The organism is Leisingera sp. ANG-M1 (assembly GCF_000813745.1).
Lineage (GTDB): Bacteria > Pseudomonadota > Alphaproteobacteria > Rhodobacterales > Rhodobacteraceae > Leisingera.
This window is the reverse complement of record NZ_JWLC01000005.1, coordinates 280,944-299,114: the sequence shown is the minus strand read 5'-3', so window position 1 is coordinate 299,114 and position 18,171 is coordinate 280,944. Positions and strand designations below refer to the sequence as shown.

The 18,171-nt window shown below is 65.1% G+C and carries 19 protein-coding genes and 1 pseudogene; 9 read left to right on the top strand and 11 right to left on the bottom strand.

The genetic code is table 11. From position 1 onward, the window contains the following. A pseudogene (locus RA19_RS26875) lies at nucleotides 1-598 on the top strand (chemotaxis protein CheA); the annotation flags it as partial. Between the two features lie 173 nt (nucleotides 599-771). Here RA19_RS26875 and RA19_RS03745 read toward each other — a convergent pair. The 5 genes from RA19_RS03745 to nthA form a co-directional block, all read right to left on the bottom strand. Then, entirely contained in the window at nucleotides 772-1,008 is a 237-nt protein-coding gene (locus tag RA19_RS03745; RefSeq protein ID WP_039159657.1) for a DUF2842 domain-containing protein, read from the bottom strand. Continuing rightward, the gene (locus RA19_RS03740) at nucleotides 1,008-2,321 is read right to left on the bottom strand and encodes an adenylosuccinate synthase (protein ID WP_039159655.1); all 1,314 of its coding nucleotides are present in this window, start codon (nucleotides 2,319-2,321) and stop codon (nucleotides 1,008-1,010) included. The genes RA19_RS03745 and RA19_RS03740 overlap by 1 nt, the downstream gene beginning before the upstream one ends. 622 nt (nucleotides 2,322-2,943) lie before the next feature. Then, entirely contained in the window at nucleotides 2,944-3,276 is a 333-nt protein-coding gene (locus RA19_RS03730; RefSeq protein WP_039159653.1) for a nitrile hydratase accessory protein, read from the bottom strand. After that, nucleotides 3,273-3,950: a nitrile hydratase subunit beta gene (nthB, locus tag RA19_RS03725; RefSeq protein WP_039159652.1), complete on the bottom strand. Its 678-nt coding sequence runs from the start codon at nucleotides 3,948-3,950 to the stop codon at nucleotides 3,273-3,275. Before nthB ends, RA19_RS03730 begins: the two co-directional genes overlap by 4 nt. Continuing rightward, nucleotides 3,947-4,573, bottom strand: coding sequence for a nitrile hydratase subunit alpha (gene nthA, locus RA19_RS03720; RefSeq protein WP_039159699.1), 627 nt, complete (start codon nucleotides 4,571-4,573; stop codon nucleotides 3,947-3,949). Before nthA ends, nthB begins: the two co-directional genes overlap by 4 nt. Before the next feature lie 204 nt (nucleotides 4,574-4,777). On the opposite strand from nthA, the gene secG reads away from it, so the two are divergent. Together secG and RA19_RS03710 are read left to right on the top strand one after the other, a co-directional pair. Then, nucleotides 4,778-5,143 (top strand): preprotein translocase subunit SecG, encoded by a 366-nt coding sequence (secG, locus tag RA19_RS03715; protein ID WP_039159650.1) that lies wholly within the window; start codon nucleotides 4,778-4,780, stop codon nucleotides 5,141-5,143. Between the two features lie 173 nt (nucleotides 5,144-5,316). Then, entirely contained in the window at nucleotides 5,317-6,960 is a 1,644-nt protein-coding gene (locus RA19_RS03710; protein ID WP_039159649.1) for a CTP synthase, read from the top strand. Nucleotides 6,961-7,115: 155 nt separating this feature from the next. Here the strand turns inward: RA19_RS03710 and RA19_RS03705 are convergent, their stop codons facing one another. Then, nucleotides 7,116-7,496 carry a DUF983 domain-containing protein gene (locus RA19_RS03705; protein WP_039132768.1) on the bottom strand — a complete coding sequence of 127 codons (381 nt, stop codon included), beginning with the start codon at nucleotides 7,494-7,496 and terminating at the stop codon, nucleotides 7,116-7,118. Between the two features lie 154 nt (nucleotides 7,497-7,650). Here RA19_RS03705 and RA19_RS03700 point away from each other — a divergent pair, with 154 nt between their 5' ends. From RA19_RS03700 to RA19_RS03690, 3 genes are all read left to right on the top strand, one after another. After that, nucleotides 7,651-9,021, top strand: coding sequence for an aminotransferase-like domain-containing protein (locus tag RA19_RS03700; RefSeq protein WP_039159648.1), 1,371 nt, complete (start codon nucleotides 7,651-7,653; stop codon nucleotides 9,019-9,021). A 43-nt stretch (nucleotides 9,022-9,064) separates the two neighbouring features. Then, nucleotides 9,065-9,397 (top strand): DnaJ family domain-containing protein, encoded by a 333-nt coding sequence (locus RA19_RS03695; RefSeq protein WP_039159646.1) that lies wholly within the window; start codon nucleotides 9,065-9,067, stop codon nucleotides 9,395-9,397. Nucleotides 9,398-9,476: 79 nt separating this feature from the next. Then, nucleotides 9,477-10,379, top strand: coding sequence for a fructose bisphosphate aldolase (locus RA19_RS03690; protein WP_039159645.1), 903 nt, complete (start codon nucleotides 9,477-9,479; stop codon nucleotides 10,377-10,379). A gap of 60 nt (nucleotides 10,380-10,439) precedes the next feature. Here RA19_RS03690 and RA19_RS03685 read toward each other — a convergent pair whose 3' ends face one another. From RA19_RS03685 to RA19_RS03670, 4 genes are all read right to left on the bottom strand, one after another. Continuing rightward, the gene (locus RA19_RS03685) at nucleotides 10,440-10,655 is read right to left on the bottom strand and encodes a hypothetical protein (protein WP_039159644.1); all 216 of its coding nucleotides are present in this window, start codon (nucleotides 10,653-10,655) and stop codon (nucleotides 10,440-10,442) included. Nucleotides 10,656-10,702: 47 nt separating this feature from the next. Continuing rightward, on the bottom strand, nucleotides 10,703-10,900 hold the full coding sequence (locus RA19_RS03680; protein WP_039159642.1) for a hypothetical protein: 198 nt from the start codon (nucleotides 10,898-10,900) through the stop codon (nucleotides 10,703-10,705). Between the two features lie 444 nt (nucleotides 10,901-11,344). Then, entirely contained in the window at nucleotides 11,345-12,130 is a 786-nt protein-coding gene (locus RA19_RS03675) for a crotonase/enoyl-CoA hydratase family protein (protein ID WP_039159640.1), read from the bottom strand. A 74-nt stretch (nucleotides 12,131-12,204) separates the two neighbouring features. Continuing rightward, nucleotides 12,205-13,269, bottom strand: coding sequence for an SMP-30/gluconolactonase/LRE family protein (locus RA19_RS03670; protein WP_039159638.1), 1,065 nt, complete (start codon nucleotides 13,267-13,269; stop codon nucleotides 12,205-12,207). 94 nt (nucleotides 13,270-13,363) lie between these two features. Here RA19_RS03670 and RA19_RS03665 point away from each other — a divergent pair, with 94 nt between their 5' ends. Both RA19_RS03665 and RA19_RS03660 read left to right on the top strand, forming a co-directional pair. Then, entirely contained in the window at nucleotides 13,364-14,485 is a 1,122-nt protein-coding gene (locus RA19_RS03665) for a pyridoxal phosphate-dependent aminotransferase (protein WP_039159637.1), read from the top strand. Between the two features lie 90 nt (nucleotides 14,486-14,575). Continuing rightward, a complete protein-coding gene (locus RA19_RS03660; RefSeq protein WP_039159636.1) occupies nucleotides 14,576-14,770 on the top strand; it encodes a hypothetical protein in 195 nt (64 codons plus the stop codon). A gap of 31 nt (nucleotides 14,771-14,801) precedes the next feature. On the opposite strand, the gene RA19_RS03655 is transcribed toward RA19_RS03660, so the two are convergent. Continuing rightward, nucleotides 14,802-16,010, bottom strand: coding sequence for a pyridoxal-phosphate-dependent aminotransferase family protein (locus RA19_RS03655; RefSeq protein WP_039159634.1), 1,209 nt, complete (start codon nucleotides 16,008-16,010; stop codon nucleotides 14,802-14,804). Between the two features lie 195 nt (nucleotides 16,011-16,205). Between RA19_RS03655 and RA19_RS03650 the strand changes: the two genes are divergently transcribed. Further along, nucleotides 16,206-18,065 carry an ABC transporter ATP-binding protein gene (locus RA19_RS03650; protein ID WP_039159632.1) on the top strand — a complete coding sequence of 620 codons (1,860 nt, stop codon included), beginning with the start codon at nucleotides 16,206-16,208 and terminating at the stop codon, nucleotides 18,063-18,065. The last annotated feature ends 106 nt before the right edge of the window (nucleotides 18,066-18,171 follow it).

The window sequence follows — 18,171 nt, the reverse complement described above, 5'->3', positions numbered from 1 at the left end:
CGCCTCTCCCGCGCGAGAGCCCAACAGCCGGCTGCGGGCAGCGGTTGCCGCCGCCAAGGCCAATGGCCCGGCGGGTCCCCCCGGAAGCGCCGGGGCCAACCCCTCCCGCGCCGATCGGCCCGGGGTGGTGCGCCCGCGCGGCCCGGAACCCCGCCCCGCCGCCTCCACCCGCCCTGCAAGCCCGGCATCGCGCCCGGCCCCGCTGAAGCTGGTGGCGGCCCAGCGCATTGATGAAGGCAGCGCGCCCCAAAATCCGGTGCGCCCGCGCCGGGTGTCCGCTGCCGTTCTCGGCGAAGAGACCGCCAGTTCCGGCGAAGGCTTTGCCGCCTATGCCGCCGAGCGCGGCGCCGCCGAACTGCATGACCTGCTGGAAGCCGCCGCCGCCTATATGAGCTTTGTCGAAGGCCGCGATCATTTCTCGCGTCCGCAGCTGATCAGCAAAGTGCGCAGCGCAGGCAGCGGCGATTTCAACCGCGAGGACGGGCTGCGCTCCTTCGGCCAACTGCTGCGCGACGGCAAGATCGAACGCTCCGGCAACGGCAAGTTCACCGCCTCGGGCGATATCGGCTTCAAGCCCGGCAAACGCGCTGCGGGCTGAACGCCCCGGCAGGCACAGTAAAAAAGGCGGCCCTCACGGGGCCGCCTTTTCGCATTGAACAAACCAGATCCTGTATTCATCTGGCCGCAAATATCCCGGGGTGAATTGGACGCCAGGCCAAGAGGGGCAGCGCCCCGCTGCACTTCCAGCCAGCAGGCCGGTGCTGCCCGGTCTTATTCCTGTTCCGCCTCGGGGTCTTCCTTGCCGATTCCGCGGAAGACGAATTTGAACGGCAGCACCCAGGCAATGCCCAGCGCCACATAGACCAGCAGCTCGAGCCACAGCGGCGGCCGGTCCAGCCAATTCATCACCGTGACCGCCGCCACGATGTAAAGCGGCATGCCCACCAGCAGAATCACCAGGGCCCAGCGCCGCCGGGCCTTGTAGCTCAGGCCTTGTTTGCCAGCCATCAGTCGGCAAACGGGTCGGTCACCAGGATGGTGTCGTCCCGCTCCGGGCTGGTGGACAGAAGCGCCACCGGGCAGTCGATCAGCTCTTCGACGCGGCGCACGTATTTGATGGCGTTGGCCGGCAGGTCGGCCCAGCTGCGCGCGCCTTCGGTCGACTCGCTCCAGCCCGGCATCTCTTCATAGATCGGGGTGCAGCGCGCCTGCTGATCCGCCGCAGTCGGCAGGTAGTCCAGCCGCTCGCCGTCCAGCTCGTAGCCGGTGCAGATCTTCAGAGTCTCAAACCCGTCCAGCACATCCAGCTTGGTCAGCGAAATGCCGTTGATGCCGGAAGTGGCGCAAGTCTGGCGCACCAGGCAGGCGTCGAACCAGCCGCAGCGGCGCTGGCGGCCGGTGGTGGTGCCGAACTCATGGCCGCGGGTGCCCAGGCGCTCGCCGTCCGCATCCGGGGTGCCGTCGTCTTTCAGCAGCTCGGTCGGGAACGGACCTTCGCCCACACGGGTGGTATAGGCCTTCACAATGCCCAGCACATAGTCGATCGACCCCGGGCCGATGCCGACGCCGGTGGCCGCCTGGCCGGCAATCACGTTCGAGGAGGTGACAAAGGGATAGGTGCCGAAATCAATGTCCAGCAGCGCCCCTTGCGCGCCTTCGAACAGGATCCGCTTGCCGGATTTGCGCTTTTCGTTCAGCACCTTCCAGACCGGTGCGGCAAAAGGCAGGATCTGCGGCGCAATCTCTTTCAGCTGGGCGATCAGCGCGTCGCGGTCCACCGGATCGACGCCCAGGCCCTTGCGCAGCGGGTCATGATGCTGCAGCGCACGGTCGACGCGGGCCACCAGCGTGGCCTCATCGGCCAGGTCGGCAACGCGGATCGCGCGGCGGCCCACCTTGTCTTCATAAGCCGGGCCGATGCCGCGGCCGGTGGTGCCGATTTTGGTGCCCTTGGAAGCCGCCTCTTCGCGCGCCCGGTCCAGCTCACCGTGCAGCGGCAGGATCAGCGGAGTGTTCTCGGCGATCATCAGGGTTTCCGGGGTGATCTCGACACCCTGCTCCTGCACTGTCGCGATTTCCTTCATCAGGTGCCAGGGGTCCAGCACCACGCCGTTGCCGATGACACTCAGCTTGCCGCCGCGCACCACGCCCGAAGGCAGCGCGTGCAGCTTGTAGACCTTGCCGTCGATAACCAGCGTGTGGCCGGCGTTGTGGCCGCCCTGGAAGCGGGCGATCACGTCTGCACGCTCGCTCAGCCAGTCCACGATCTTGCCTTTACCTTCGTCGCCCCACTGGGCGCCGACTACGACGACGTTGGCCATATCCGGTCCTTTACAGTCTTTGGTTCAAACCCACGCTCATATAGCGATGCTGCGCAGGCAGGGGAACCGCAAATTCGCCGCAGGGGCGGATTCGCAGCCGTGCAAGCAGGCCCGATGCCCTTTGGACAGGTAAGAGGGCGTGCGCCTGCCCGCGGGGTGGCGCTACAACGCTAGTGCCTGCCACTTTATCCCTGCCACGTCCGTACAAGCCGTCAAAGGATCGCTGCCCTCTCCAAAGCGCCAGCCCGGTGGGGCGGGCAGGCGCTCGCCCGGCGGCGCTGCGCGCCTTGTTCCGGGCTCGGTGTTGCACGTCCGCCGTACGCCTCTTTCACAGGATACTCACCGGCCTGTGCCAGACTGCCAGCTGATCGAGATCACCCGCCATGGCCCCGCGCATGGGCCATGATACAAGGCGCAGGCATCTGTGCGGCTGCCTGCGCAACACCCGGAGACCGGCCCCGATAAAAAGGGGGTCGTTCAGGAGCTTCTGTCCGAGCAGGCCCCGCGGCGTCTGCCCACCTCCGCCCGGCAGCGCTGCCATCCCCATCGGGTCCGCGCTACAGGCAAACAAACTGCGACCCGCCCTGGCCCAAGGCTCCGGCGGGCAAAACTGCTGCCTTTTTCAATACTCTATCTGAACAGGCTCACCATGCGGCGTGTTCAGATAAGCCGCTTCCCAGCGGCAGCGCATCTGTTCCGCTTCCGCACCTGAAGCTACGCCCTGCTCCGCCAGAAACACCTCCAGCGTCTCCAGCCAGGCACGGAAATAATCCTCGCCGCCATCCAGTTCCCGGCTCAGCCCGTGCCGTTTCAGTGTCGCCGAGAACCGCTCTACCCACTCCGCCCAGCTGAACCGCCCGGCCTCATTCAGATGCACTGTCAGCGCAAAAACCTGCGCATGCCAGGGTTCGGCAAAGACCGGTTCGGGGGCGGAAACTTCGGCACAGGAACTCATAGCGGCTCCAGGTAGCTTTGCCACAGATCCAGCACCACCTCGTCATCCGGGTGCTCTGGGTGCGCCCACAGTTCGCGGGCAAAGAAGCGCACCGCATAAAGCGGTTCCGGCGCCTCGCCCAGTCCGTGGGCGTTGCTGTCGGGCAGCACATGGGTGCCATGCAGCCGCAGGATATAGCCGCGCGCGCCGGCGGTATAGTGCGGCAGCCGGGTGTGGCCGCCGGAAACCAGCGCGTTATCGGCAGGGACTCGTGCCCGCACCGCCTGCCCCGGTGTGAACACCGGCGCCGGCCCGCCCTCTCGGTCCGCCGGGCCGCCTTTGGCCAGCACGCCTGCCACGGCTTCGGCCTTCAAAGCGCGCTCTGCCAGCGCGTGCAGTTCTTCAGCCCCCTGCCCCTGCAGATCCTCTTGGGTGAGCACCCTTTTCTCCACCAGCAGGTCTGCCAGCGCCGCAATCCATTTCTCGTAATAGGAAAAGCGGGTGTAATCTTTGGGCGTAAGCCGCTCGCGCGCGTGACGCGAGACATCAATGTTCCATTGCCCCAGCGCACCGCAGGCCAGGGTTACCGCCAGCGCCCTCGCGTGCCAGTCCTGATCGAAAACCGGCGCGTCCTCCGCTTCCGGCACCACGGGCCCGTCGCCGAATCGCCCGCCCATGTCATGTACCCGGGTCATGCCGGAGCCTCCCCCGGCGCTTTCGCCAGCCCGGTGCCAATCATGCTGTCGCGTGTCACCAGTGCTGCGAGGTCTTCTTCGCTCAGGCCTTCAGTGCCTTCCGGCTGCATCGGCAGCACCAGATAACGCACCTCTGCGGTCGAATCCCAAACCCTGACTGCGGTGTCCTCAGGCAGGCTCACCCCGAAGTCCGCCAGCACCTTGCGCGGCTCGCGCACTGCGCGGGCGCGGTAGGCGTCGGACTTGTACCAGCCGGGCGGAATGCCCAAAAGCGGCCACGGGTAGCAGCTGCATAAGGTACACACGACCATATTGTGCTGTGCGGGCGTGTTCTCGACCACCACCATATGCTCGCCCTGGCGGCCGTAATAGCCCAGGTCGGCCAGCACCGGATCCGCATCTGCCAGCAGCGCCGCTTTAAACTCCGGATCGCTCCAGGCCTTGGCCACCACCCGGGCGCCGTTCTGCGGGCCGATTCTGTTTTGGTAGGTGTCGATGATTTCATCCAATGCGGCAGGGTCGATCAGCCCTTTTTGGGTGAGAATCGTCTCCAGCGCTTTCACCCGCAAGGCAGGGTCCGGCGGCAAAAGGGCGTGCGGGTGGTTCGGGTCGTCATGAGGCATGGCTTCATGCTGCGCAGCCGCAGCGGGCTCTGTCCAGTCATGTTTCATGATGCCATCAATCACGTTGCGTGACCTCCCATGCCTGCAGCACCGCAGAAGCATGCTCAGACAGGAAACTCTCGGCACCCGGCAAACTCCGCCCTTGCCCCTCCCGCCGATCTTGCCTATTTACGCCCGGTACTCAGCCAACCGCCGCAGGGACCCATGGAAAACGTTGTTCTCATCATCCATCTTCTTCTGGCTCTCGGCCTTATTGCCGTGGTGCTGCTGCAGCGCTCCGAAGGCGGCGGATTGGGCATGGGCGGCGGTGGCGGCGGCGGCGCCATCTCGGGCCGCGCGGCAGCAACCGCGCTTGGCAAGGTGACCTGGATCCTGGCGATTGCCTTCATCTGCACCTCGATCACCCTGACGATCATGGCGGCACAGAAATCCGCAGGCTCCTCGGTCACCGATCGGCTGGCGGTTCCGCAGACTGAGACCGGCGAGGCCCCGGCCGCACCGGCGCTTGGCAGCGATCTTCTGCCACCGGCCGAAGGCGACAACGCACCGCTGGTGCCGAGCCTGGACTGATCCACTACACCTTGACGGGTTCTTAGGAACCGCAACAGCATCTTGCGGTTCCCTTGCGCTGCGTGCGCGAATCCTTTATATATGAAGTCCCGTGATGCAGCGGTTTTTGGAGCCTATTCCATCCTCCGCCGGGCAGCTTGATTCTGACTTCTCACGGGGGCAGCCGAACAGACATGGCGCGTTTCATCTTTATCACTGGCGGTGTGGTTTCATCCCTGGGCAAGGGCCTGGCCTCTGCCGCTTTGGGCGCGCTTTTGCAGGCCCGCGGCTACTCGGTGCGGCTGCGCAAGCTGGACCCCTATCTGAACGTCGACCCGGGCACCATGAGCCCGTTTGAGCACGGCGAAGTCTTCGTCACCGACGACGGCGCCGAGACCGACCTCGATCTGGGCCACTACGAGCGTTTCACTGGAGTGCCCGCGCGCAAGACCGACTCGATCTCCTCCGGCCGGATCTACACCAACGTGCTCGAGAAAGAGCGCCGCGGCGACTACCTGGGCAAGACCATTCAGGTGATCCCGCACGTCACCAATGAAATCAAAGACTTCATCTCCATCGGCGAGGATGAGGTCGACTTCATGCTGTGCGAAATCGGCGGCACCGTCGGCGACATCGAAGGCCTGCCCTTCTTTGAAGCCATCCGCCAGTTCGCCCAGGACAAGCCGCGCGGCGAGTGCATTTTCATGCACCTCACCCTGCTGCCCTATATCAAAGCCTCGGGCGAGCTGAAGACCAAGCCGACCCAGCACTCGGTGAAGGAGCTGCGCTCGATCGGCCTGGCGCCGGACATTCTGGTCTGCCGCTCCGAAGGCCCGATCCCGAAGAAAGAGCGCGAGAAGCTGGCCCTGTTCTGCAACGTGCGCCCCGACTCGGTGATCGCCGCGCAGGACCTGAAATCGATCTACGAGGCGCCGCTGGCCTACCACCGCGAGGGCCTGGACCAAGCAGTTCTGGATGCCTTCGGCATCGCGCCGGCGCCGAAGCCCAACCTGGACCGCTGGGAAGATGTGGCCGACCGCATCTACAACCCGGAAGGCGAGGTGAAGGTGGCCATCGTCGGCAAATACACCCAGCTGGAAGATGCCTATAAGTCGATCGCCGAGGCGCTGACCCATGGCGGCATGTCGAACCGGGTGAAGGTGAAGATCGAATGGGTCGATGCCGAGCTGTTCGACGAGGAAGATGCCGCGCCGCATCTGCAGGGCTTCCACGCGATCCTGGTGCCCGGCGGCTTTGGCGAGCGCGGCACCGAGGGCAAGATCAAGGCGGCGCAATATGCCCGCGAAAACAACGTTCCCTACCTGGGCATTTGCCTGGGCATGCAGATGGCGGTGATTGAGGCGGCCCGCAACGTGGCGGGCATTGCCGAGGCGGGCTCGGAAGAGTTCGACCACGAGGCCGGCAAGAAACGGTTCGAGCCCGTGGTTTACCACCTCAAGGAATGGGTGCAGGGCAATCACAAGGTGAGCCGCAAGGCCGACGACGACAAGGGCGGCACCATGCGGCTCGGCGCCTATGACGCCGCGCTGGCGGAAGACTCGCTGGTCTCCAAGGTGTACGGCAGCACCCATATCGAAGAACGCCACCGCCACCGCTATGAGGTGGACATCAAATACCGCGAGAAGCTGGAGGCCTGCGGCCTGAATTTCACCGGCATGTCGCCGGACGGCCGCCTGCCGGAGATCGTCGAGTGGAAGGACCATCCCTGGTTCATCGGCGTGCAGTTCCACCCGGAGCTGAAATCCAAGCCCTTCGCGCCGCATCCGCTGTTCGACGATTTCGTGCGCGCGGCCAAGGACACCTCGCGGCTGGTGTGATCTGCGGCTGGCGGGAGGCTCCCGCCGGTTCCGGGTCAATCAAAGATTGCCCCTCGCCTGTTGGGCCCGGCGCCGCTGCGCGGCGCTGGGAGAAAACTGCAAAAGGCAGGCCCCAGGCCTGCCTTTTGCATTTTGATTGAATGGGTTATTTCCGCTCAGAAACCGTGCATCCGCTTGGCCCATTGATAGGCCACCACCAGCCCCTTCATCCGCGGCAGCATGTAGAGCGAAGCCCCGACCGTGATCACCGACATGATGATCGCCAGCGTCCAGGGGTCCGGGCGCAGCTGCATGTAGACGATATGCAGCGCAAAACCGAGAATGTGGCCAACCACCAGGATGGTCAGATAGGCCGGGCCGTCATCGGCGCGCTGATGGTGCAGCTCCTGGCCGCATTCCGAGCAGCTGTCGTTTACCTTCAGATAGCTGTGCAGCAGCTTGCCCTCGCCGCAATTCGGGCAGCGCAGGCGCAGGCCCTTCCACAATGCGGGCTTCATCTCCCGCTGCTCCTCTTGCACCAGATCAGTCCCGGTCATCGCGCATCTCCTTGGGTTTGGCGCCTGATACCGTGATTCCCACATTGAATGCAATCAATATGCATACATTGATGTTGCATTTATTGTCGCACTCTGACATTGAACCAATCAATCACGGTACAATTCGCCAGTAACCCGGCGGGAGAAGCAGCAGATGAAACAATGGGCCCCGACCCGGCTGGAAGGCGAAAAGCCGCGCTACCTGGAGATTGCCGAGGCGATCAAGGCGGACATTGACGAGGGCGTGCTGTCCCCGGGCGACCGGCTGCCGCCCCAGCGGCGGGTGGCGCAGGATCTGGGCGTCGACTTCTCCACCGTGTCCCGCGGATACGCGGAAGCGGTGCGGCGCGGCTATATCGAAAGCTTTGTCGGCCGCGGCACATTTGTGAAGGCCCTGGACGCGCTGCCCGAACGCCCCGACCCGCGCCGGGCACTGGAAGAAGATCCGATGATGAACATGCCGCCGGAGCCGGACGATCCGGCACTGCTGGCGCGGATGCAAAAGGGACTGGAGCATGTCTCGGCCAACCTTTTGCCGCTCTTGCGTTATCAGTCAGTGACCGGCAGCCCGCAGGACCGCGCCCTTGCGGCAGACTGGATGCAGGCCAACAGGCTGCATTGCGCGCCCGAACGGCTGGTGATCACTCCCGGGGCGCACGCCAGCCTCTATGCGATCCTGACGGTGCTGTGCGAGCCGGGATCGACGATCTTATGTGAAGACGTAACCTACCCCGGCCTGCGCTCCATCGCGGCGCGGCAGGGGATCCGGCTGATCGGGCTGGCAGGCGACAAGGACGGCATTCTGCCGGGCGAACTGGAGAAGGCCATCACCGACCATTGGCCCGCGGCGCTGTACCTCAATCCAACCCTGCAGAATCCGACCACAAGAACCATTCCGGCCAAACGGCGGCAGGAGATTGCTGCGGTGCTGCAGGAGCATGATCTGACGCTGATCGAGGATGATGCCTATTGCTTTGTCGACAATGGCGCGCCTGCGGCGATCAGCAGTCTGGTTCCGGATCTGGGCTGGCATATCGCGGGGCTTTCCAAGTGTTTCGGGGCCGGGCTGCGGCTAGCCTACACGACGGTGCCGAAACGGGCGCTGCTGGGGCAGTTCAGCCAGGCGCTCAGGTCGATGCATGTGATGGTATCGCCGCTGAACCTGGCGCTGCTGGGCCGCTGGATCGAGGATGGCACTGCAGCGGAGATCCAGAGGTCCGTCCGCAAGGCCGCTGCCGAGCGGCAGGCGCTGGCGGCGGAGGTGCTGCAGGAGTGCTTCATCGACAGCGACCCGCTGGCTTTCAACCTGTGGCTCACCCTGCCCCGCGGCACCAGCCGGGCCGAAGTGATGGGCCGGATGGCCGGCCGCCAGATCGGCATCATGCCCAGCGATGCCTTCACGGTCACCGGCCTGCCCGAAGAAGCAGTCCGGGTGTGCCTGGGAGGTCCGATCGGGCTGGAAGAGCTGCGCGAGGATCTGCTGGCGCTGAATGATGCCGTCACCCGCAAGGACTGGCTGGGCTGAGCCGCCGCTGATAAGCTTCTCTTGCAACGAACCAGAGCCTCGCATGATCCGTGCCTTCCGCAACCTTATCGAACGCCAGCTGAGCAAAGCGCAAGCTGAGGGGCAGCTGCAAGGCCTTGAGGGCGAAGGCAAGCCGCTGCCCGACCGCAGCGGCGAGGCGCATGTGGATGCCGGGCTGGCTGCGGGCCTGCGGATCATGGCACAGGCCGGAGCGGTGCCGGAAGAATTCGGCCTGAAGGAGCAGCTGGCGCAGGCCCGCAAGGACTATGCCGCGCTGACAGACCCGGAGCTGCGGAAGGCCGCCATGGCACGCATCTCGGAGCTGGAAATGCGCTACAACATGGCGCGGGACGCCCGCAAATCCTTCTTCCGTTAGCGCTACACCCCGTTGTTTCCTGCAGGATTCGCGCTATAGACAGCGCCAAGACAAAATCTTCCAGCAAGAGTGACGCATTATGGCAAAAGACGCTTCCGCCCAGCAGGCACAACTCGACCGCATCGCAACCGGCAACGGCTTTATTGCCGCGCTGGACCAGTCGGGCGGCTCCACCCCGAAAGCGCTGGCGCTTTATGGCGTGACCGAGGACGCCTACAACGGCGAAGACGAGATGTTCGCCGAAATCCACAAGATGCGCACCCGCATCATCACCTCCGCGAGCTTCGGCAAAGACCGCATCCTGGGCGCGATCCTGTTTGAAAAAACCATGGACGGCGAGATCCAAGGCACCCCCACCGCTGAGTTCCTGTGGAACAGCTGCGGCGTGGTCCCGTTCCTGAAGGTGGACAAGGGCCTGGCCGATGAAGCCAACGGCGTTCAGATGATGAAGCCGATGCCGGAACTGGACGCGCTGCTGGCGCGCGCCAACGACAAGGGCATCTTCGGCACCAAGATGCGATCGGTGGTGAAGGAAGCCAACGCCGAAGGCATCAAGGCGGTTGTCGCGCAGCAGTTCGAAGTGGGCCAGCAGATCGTGGCCGCCGGCCTGGTGCCGATCATCGAGCCGGAAGTGGACATCAACTCCGCCACCAAGGAAGAGGCCGAGGACATCCTGAAGGCTGAGATCCAGGCGCAGCTGGACGCCCTGCCTGCGGACAGCAAAGTGGCGCTGAAGCTGACCATCCCGTCCAAGGCCGGCCTGTACGACGATCTGGCCGACCACGCCAATGTGGTGCGTGTTGTGGCTCTGTCCGGCGGTTACACCACCGACGACGCCTGCGCGCGCCTGTCTCAGAACGCCAAAATGATCGCCTCCTTCAGCCGCGCGCTGACCGAAGGCCTGAACGTGGCGATGTCTGATGCAGAGTATGACGCCGCACTGGGCGCCAACATCGGCAAGATCTACGAGGCATCGCTGTAAGATTGCCTGAGTGAGTTCCGGGAAAGGCCGCGCTGCAGCGCGGCCTTTTTCGTTTGGGTCTCAGGGACCCGAACGGCCGGCGCAGCAGACCGCAAGCACCAGGCCGGCACCGCTGAGAAAAGGCAGCCAAAAGAACCGCAGCGCGGTCAGGGTGAACCAGCCGGGCTGGTCCTCCGGCGCCTGGCCGGCACCGCCCAGCCAGGCCCAGAAGATCAAGGCCGAGGCCGAGATCAGCACCCCGCAAAAGGCAATCAGCCAGCGGGCGGAGCTAGGCATCTGTGCCTCGGCCGCCCGCGGCCTGCCCCGGGCTTCCAGCCATCCGCTCACGCCGCTTCGGTCAGCGACGGACGGATGCCGGTGCAGCTGACCCGGTTCTCGTTCGAAGCCAAGTAGCGCTGCGCCTCCTCGAAATCCCTGAAGCTCAGTGCCTCGTCGTAGAAATAGGTGACCCGGTCCCCGGTCCGGGACAGCAGGCCGCCGCTTTCAAACAGGATAAACCACTTTTTGCGCACCAGATGCATCAGCCTCACTCCTTTCTGAAGCCCGGATGAAGCGGTATCCGCCGCAACCGGTTCTTTTGCGTTTCCATGGGGCGCAAGCGGCCGTCCGGCGGCCATGACGGCCGTCCCGGTGCAGACAGTCAGATGCTGATTTGGCCTGATTTGCGCCCTCCTGAAGGCAGGTTTCGCGCCCAGATATTGCCAAAAAGTTAACAGGATTTTCCGCTGCTTTTGCGCGGCATCATTCTGCCGTTTGACGGCGGTTTCCCGCTTGCATCGGCGGATTTCCGTAAGATTTGGCGAAAATCCGCTGTTGCATATTCCAGGCCTCCATTGGCGGCGGTGCGCCCGTGCCGGGCGCTGCCTCCGGCGGGGATATTTTTGGCAAGAGGAAGGGGCGGCAGTTCTGTAGTTTCCGTGCAGGCAGGCTGAACCCAGGGCAGGAAGGCGCGGCCGGGGCCGTGTTCAGCTTTCCCCGGCCCTGGGCTTTTGGAGCTGGCGCGCGACGGCCTGCATCTGGTCCGGCTTGCCGATCAGCTCCGCCTGTTCGGCGCTTTCGCGCAGCAGGACATCAGCCTGCGGGGCTCCGCTTTCGGCATAGGCAATCAGCCGCTTGGCAGCGCGGATGGCAGAGGGGCTTTGCGCCGTGATCCCGGCGGCCATTTCGATGGCGCGGGTGAGCGGGCTGGCCGCGGTTTCGCTCACCAGCCCCCAGTCCAGCGCTTGCGGGGCTTCGACTTTTTCCGCCGTGTAGGTCAATCGGCGCAGCACATCCGGGCGGACCAGCCCCGGCAGCAAAGCCATGCCGCCCATGTCCGGCACCAGGCCCCATTTCATCTCCATCACCGAGAGCTGGGCCTCGGGGTGGGCAATGCGGATGTCAGCGCCCAGCGCCAGCTGCAGCCCGCCGCCGAAACAGGCGCCGTGGATGGCGGCGATCACCGGCACCGGCACCCGGCGCCAGACCATGGCCACCTCCTGGAAATCATTGGCGTCCTCGTGGGTACGCTCCATCAGCCATGTCTGCACATCACGCTGCGCGAGCCCCGCCAGCGCTGCCATGTCCATCCCGGCGCAGAAGCTTTTACCGGAGCCCGAGAGCACCACGGCGCGGGCGTCAGAGGCGGCAACCTCCTGCCCTGCAGCGATAATGGCAGCGATCATCTCCTCGTCCAGCGCATTGTGCTTGTCCGGGCGGTTCAGCGTGACAAAGGCGATGTGGTCCTTGTAGCCGGTGGTGACTTTGGCCATGGTCTGCTCCCTGCTGCTGCCCCTTCAGCTTGCCCCGGTTTCCGGCGGCAGGCCAGAGCAACGTCGGGGCAGGCTCAGGGCGCAAGCGTCATCCGGGCGAACCAGGGCGAGTCGAGCGTCATCACGTAGAGCTGCCCGCCCGCGATCCTGCCGCCGGTGGTGACGCCAAGTCGGCCGTCCGGATCCTGCAGGCTGCGCAGAATGTTTCCCTCCCCGTCGAACTGGACCAGCATGCCGCGGTGGATCGGCGCCGGGCGCACCATCGGGCCAAGGCGCCAGACCACTTTGCGCAAGAACGGATAGGGCATCAGCTTTTCCGACGGCACCCGCGGGCTGGCGAAGGCGAGCCAATAGGTGCCGTCGCCCTGCGCCTCGAGGTTGTCGGGATAGCCGGGGAGATTGTCGAGGAATACCTCTTGCTCGCCTGCACGCGGTCCTTTGAGCCAGAGCCGGTGGACACGGGCGCGGCCGGTTTCGTTGATCAGCAGGAAGTCCTCATCTGGCGAGAGGGCAATGCCATTGGTGTAGACGAAGCCATCTGCAATCTTCTCCGCCTTGCCGTCCGGGGAAATGCGGGCGACGTAACCGGTATTGGACTGCTCCCAGATGGTGAGGATCGAGGTCGGCTTGGTGCCGCCCATGGTTTCGGGATCGAAGCGGTCGGAAGAATTGGAGACATAGATCGTGCCGTCGCGGGCGATGTCGAGCTGATTGGCATAGATGACCGGCGCGCCATTTATGGTTTCGGCTACAGGCTCCAGCGTGCCAGGGCCGCTCCAGCGCAGGAGGCCGCGGAAGCTGTCGGCGATGTAGAGCGCACCGTCCGGCCCGGCCCTGAGCCCCAGCGGACGGCCGCCCAGCCGGTCCTCCAGAACCGGTTCCGGGCCGTCAATGCGGTAAAGATTGCCGGAGAGCGAGGTGGTATAGATGCGGCCGCCGGGCAGTTCCGCCAGGTCCTCTGGGCCAATCTCGCCATCCGGCAGCGTGATCAGCTCAGCCGCATCCAAGGCGTTGTTTTCAGCGTAATCGCCGGTAAAGCCGGGCGGTGCGGGCGGGTGATAGGCCACCGGGTCGACCGGCACCGGCCAAAGCAGCAGGTAGGCCAGCGCGGCGGTGAGAAGGGCAAGGAAAAGGCGCATCTGAAAATCTCCTCCAGTATCCCTGCCTTCTTCGGCCGGATGGCACGGGGACGCAAGCCTTGCTCCGCTGGGCGGCATGGGGTTATCTGCCGCCATGACCGGTCCACGCTACACCCCGCTTGCGCAGTCCCTGCCCGCCACCGTGCCTTTTGTCGGCCCCGAGACCCAGGAGCGGGCGCGCGGCCAGGCCTTTGCCGCCCGGCTGGGGGCGAATGAGAACATCTTTGGCCCCTCGCCCAAAGCGGTCGAGGCGATGGCCCAAGCCGCAGGTGAAATCTGGATGTACGGCGATCCGGAGAACTATGATCTGCGGCAGGCGCTGGCCGCGCATCATGGGGTTCAGCCGGAACACATCATGGTGGGCGAAGGCATCGACGGGCTGTTGGGTTACCTGGTCCGGTTGCTGATCGGCGCGGGCGATGCGGTGGCGACCTCGCTGGGGGCCTATCCGACTTTCAACTATCATGTCGCGGGGTTCGGCGGGGTTCTGCACACGGTGCCTTACAGAGACGACCGCGAGGACTATGAGGCGCTGTTTGCCAAGGCGGGCGAAGTCGGGGCCAAGCTGGTCTATCTGGCGAACCCGGACAATCCGATGGGCAGCTGGCATCCCGGTGCGGCAATTGCCGCGGCTTTGGACAAGCTGCCGGAGGGCTGCCTGCTGCTCCTGGATGAGGCCTATGTGGAATGCGCGCCGGAGGGCACTGCGGCGCCCATCAGCGCCGATGACAGCCGCGTGGTGCGGATGCGGACCTTCTCCAAGGCATATGGCATGGCGGGTGCGCGCGTCGGCTATGCGATCGGGCACCCGGAGCTGATTGCCGCCTTCAACAAGGTGCGCAACCACTTTGGCATGAACCGGGCAGCGCAGGCGGGCGCGCTGGCGGCGCTGCAGGATCAGGACTGGCTGGCACATGTGACCGGCCGGATTGCGGCGGCGCGGGAGCGGATTGCGGAGATTGCGGCAGAGAACGGGCTGGCTGCCCTGCCCTCGGCCACCAATTTCGTCGCCATCGACTGCGGCCGCGATGGAGTGTTTGCCAAGGCAGTGCTGGACTCGCTGGTGGATCAGGGGATCTTTGCGCGGATGCCTTTTGCGGCGCCGCAGAACCGCTGCATCCGGATCAGCTGCGGGCCGGAGGCGGAGATGTCTGCCTTTGCCGCGGCACTGCCCAGGGCGCTGGCAGCGGCAGAGACCGCAACGGCGGGCGGCTGAAACCTGCCCGCCTGGACCGGATCGCGGCGGTTTTACCGGACATTCACCTCTTTCGGGCTACAATTTATGTGTAGAACCCGGAGAAATGTCATGCGTGAACCTGAACTGCCGGGCGGCATGCCGGACTTTTTCACTGCCGCCATTACTTTTGCCGGAATCAACCTGATGTGGATCTTCTTTGTGATCTGGGTGATGTACGGATTGGTGCCCGTGCTGGTGCTGGCCGTGCTGATCAACCACTTCATCACCAGGCTGGATATCCGGCTGAACTCGCAGAAGGCGTAGAGCCCGCCTCCTGCCGGACTATGACGGGCAGCTAGCGGCCGGCCAGTGCCGCCGCAGCGGCCTCCAGCGCACCGCGGCCATGCGGAATGTCCAGGGCCCTGAGGCCGGTTTCCACGCCGCCCAGCAGGCCCAGCACCATATGGCCGTTCACATGGCCCATATGGCCAAGCCGGAAGAAGCCGTGCCATTCCGGACTGTCCGAGGGCGCCATGCCAAGGCCGATGCCCAGCGTCAGCCCCAGATTCTGTTCCAGCCATTGCCGCAAGCGGGTGCCGCCGGGCGCCTCCAGCTGCAGAGCGGTCACCGCATTGGAGCGCAAGGCCCGGTACGGCACATTCATCCGCAACGGGCCATCGCTCCCCCAGGCCTCGCAGGCGGCCCAGATAGCGCGGGCCAGATGGGCGTGGCGGGCCCAGACATTTTCAATGCCCTCGGCGTGGATCATGTCGAGCGCGGCGCGCAACCCGTAGAGGTGGTGCGTCGGCGCGGTGCCGCCGAAATACTGGTAAAACTCTTGAGGGTTGGCGCGCGGCTTCCAGTCCCAGTAGCGGCTGATCCGCGGCAGCGCCTCGCGGGCGGCGGCGGCTTTCCCGTTGAAAAACACAAAGCTGATGCCCGCGGGCACCATCAGCCCCTTCTGGCAGGCCGAGACCATCACGTCGACGCCCCAGTCATCCATCTCGAACCGGTCGCAGCCCAGCGAGGCGATGCAATCGGCCATCAAAAGCGCCGGATGGCCGGACGCGTCCAGCAGGCGGCGCAGCGCGGCCACGTCATTGCGGATCGAGCTGGAGGTGTCCACATGCACGCCCAGCACCGCCTTGATGCGGTGCTCCTTGTCGGCGGCGAGCCGTTCGGCGATCCGGTCCAGGTCCCAGGGTGCGTGATTGCCGAAATCGAGGACCTCGGTTTCGATGCCCAGCCCATCGGCCATTTCCGACCAGCCGATGGCAAAGCGGCCCGAAGCCGGCACCAGCACCAGATCGCCCGGCTGCAGGGTGTTCTGCAAGGCGGCCTCCCAGGCGCCGTGGCCGTTGGCGATATAGATTGCTGCGTGATGCTGCGTGCGTGCTACCCGGCGCAGATCCGGGATCAGGGTCGCGGTCATCTCGATCAGTTCGCCCGCGTAGATGTTGGGCGAAGCCCGGTGCATCGCCTGCAGCACCTGGTCGGGCACCACCGAAGGCCCCGGAATGGCGAGGTACGACCGGCCGGCCGACACGTTAACTGATCCGCTCATGTCTGATGTTCCTTGAGAGCGCGGAAGCCCGCGGTTGTTCCCTGCCGCCACACTACCCGGCCAGCCTGCAACGTCAATTCCCGGCGCCGCAGCGTCACGGCGAATTGCTTGCACCCTGATTTTTAGCTGCTTAAATGGCTCTGGCATGTCAAAAAGGCCTGAAATGACCCGAATTCCCTGCCGGACCCTCCCCGCATGAGCAAGCCACATAAATCCTCCCGCGAGCTGTTCGGCTGGCTGTGGCGCGGTTACCTGCGCCATTACATCGGCCTCCTGGGCATTGCCGTGGTCTTCATGGTGCTGGAAGGCGCGACCATGGGCGCGCTTGGCTATATGATGCAGCCGATGTTCGACCTGGTGTTTGTCGCAGGCAATACCGATGCTCTGGTCTGGGTCAGCCTGGCGTTTCTGGCCATTTTCACCCTGCGAGGCGTATCCAGCGTCGTGCAGAAGGTGCTGCTGAGCAAGGTATCGCAGACTTCCGCCGCGCATTTGCGCAAGGACATGCTGGCCCGGCTGATCCGCCAGGACCCGGCGTTTCACCAGCAGCACCCGCCGGGGCTGCTGATTCAGCGGGTGCAATCGGACGTCAATGCCATCAACGCGGTCTGGCGGGCAGTGATCACCGGCGCAGGCCGCGATCTGGTGGCTATGGTGGCGGTGCTGGGCGTTGCCTTCAGCATCGATTGGCGCTGGACGCTGATCCTGCTGATCGGGGTGCCGGTGCTGCTGCTGCCCATTGCGTCGGCCCAGCGCTATGTGCGCAAGAAAGCCTCGCGCGCCCGCGATCTGGGCGCGGATCTGTCCACCCGGCTCGATGAGATCTTTCACGGCATCGTGCCGGTCAAGCTGAACCGGCTGGAGGACTACCAGGCCGGCCGCTTTGCGCAGCGCACCGACGAATTTGTGCGCTCCGAAGTGAAGGCCGCCTTTGGCACCTCGTCCATTTCGGGCATGACCGACATCATGGCCGGGGTCGGTTTCATGGCGGTGCTGCTGTATGGCGGCTCCGAGATCATTTCCGGCGACAAGACCGTCGGCCAGTTCATGAGCTTCTTCACCTCGATCGGCCTGTCGTTCGAACCGATGCGGAAGCTGGCCAATATCTCAGGCGTGTGGCAGGCGGCGGCGGCGGCGCTGGAGCGGATCAAGGAGCTGCTGGATGCGCCGATCCTGCTGTCCGAGCCGAAGAGCCCCAAGCCCGCGCCCGAGGGGCTGCCGCCGATCCGCCTTAGCGGTGTGGACCTGAGCTATGGCGATGCGCAGATCCTGCACGGGCTGAACCTGGAAGCCGAAGCCGGCAAGACCACTGCGCTGGTTGGCGCTTCCGGCGCCGGCAAGTCGACCATTTTCAACCTTCTGACCCGGATGGTGGACCCGCAGCACGGCTCTGTCACGGTCGGCGGCGTGGAGGTCACCGATCTGAACACCGGCGATCTGCGCGGGCTGTTCTCGGTGGTGACCCAGGAGGCGCTGCTGTTTGACGAGACCCTGCGGGAAAACATCGTGCTGGGCCGCACGGACATCAGCGAGCAGGAGCTGCAGGCGGCGCTGGATGCCTCGCATGTGGCGGATTTCCTGCCCAAGCTGGAGCACGGGCTGGAGACCCGCGTCGGCCCCCGCGGCTCGGCCCTGTCGGGCGGCCAGCGGCAGCGGGTGGTGATCGCCCGGGCGCTGCTGCGCAACACGCCGGTGCTGCTGCTGGACGAGGCCACCTCGGCGCTGGATGCGCAGTCGGAAAAAGTGGTGCAGCAGGCGCTGGACCGGCTGGCAGGCGGGCGCACCACGCTGGTGATTGCGCACCGGCTGTCAACCATCCGCAATGCCGACAAGATCGTGGTGATGGACCGCGGCCGGGTGGTGGATCAGGGCAGCCATGACGAGCTGCTGGACCGCGGCGGGCTTTATGCCGATCTCTACCGGCTGCAGTTTCAGGACGGCAAGACGGTGGTGGATACTGCAGGCATTGCCGCCCAGGCAGAGCAAGTGCCTGAGGATGCGGACAACGGCAAAGAACGCTGGTTCCGCCGCTTTGCCCGCAAGGTATTCGGGTAATTAGAACAGGCCCCTCGCCCGGCTGAAGGCCGGGCAGCGCCCGTCCGCCCCCGTCAAACCGCAGGTTTGCCTCCGGCAAAACGGCGGGCGCTACGCTTCCGCCCGC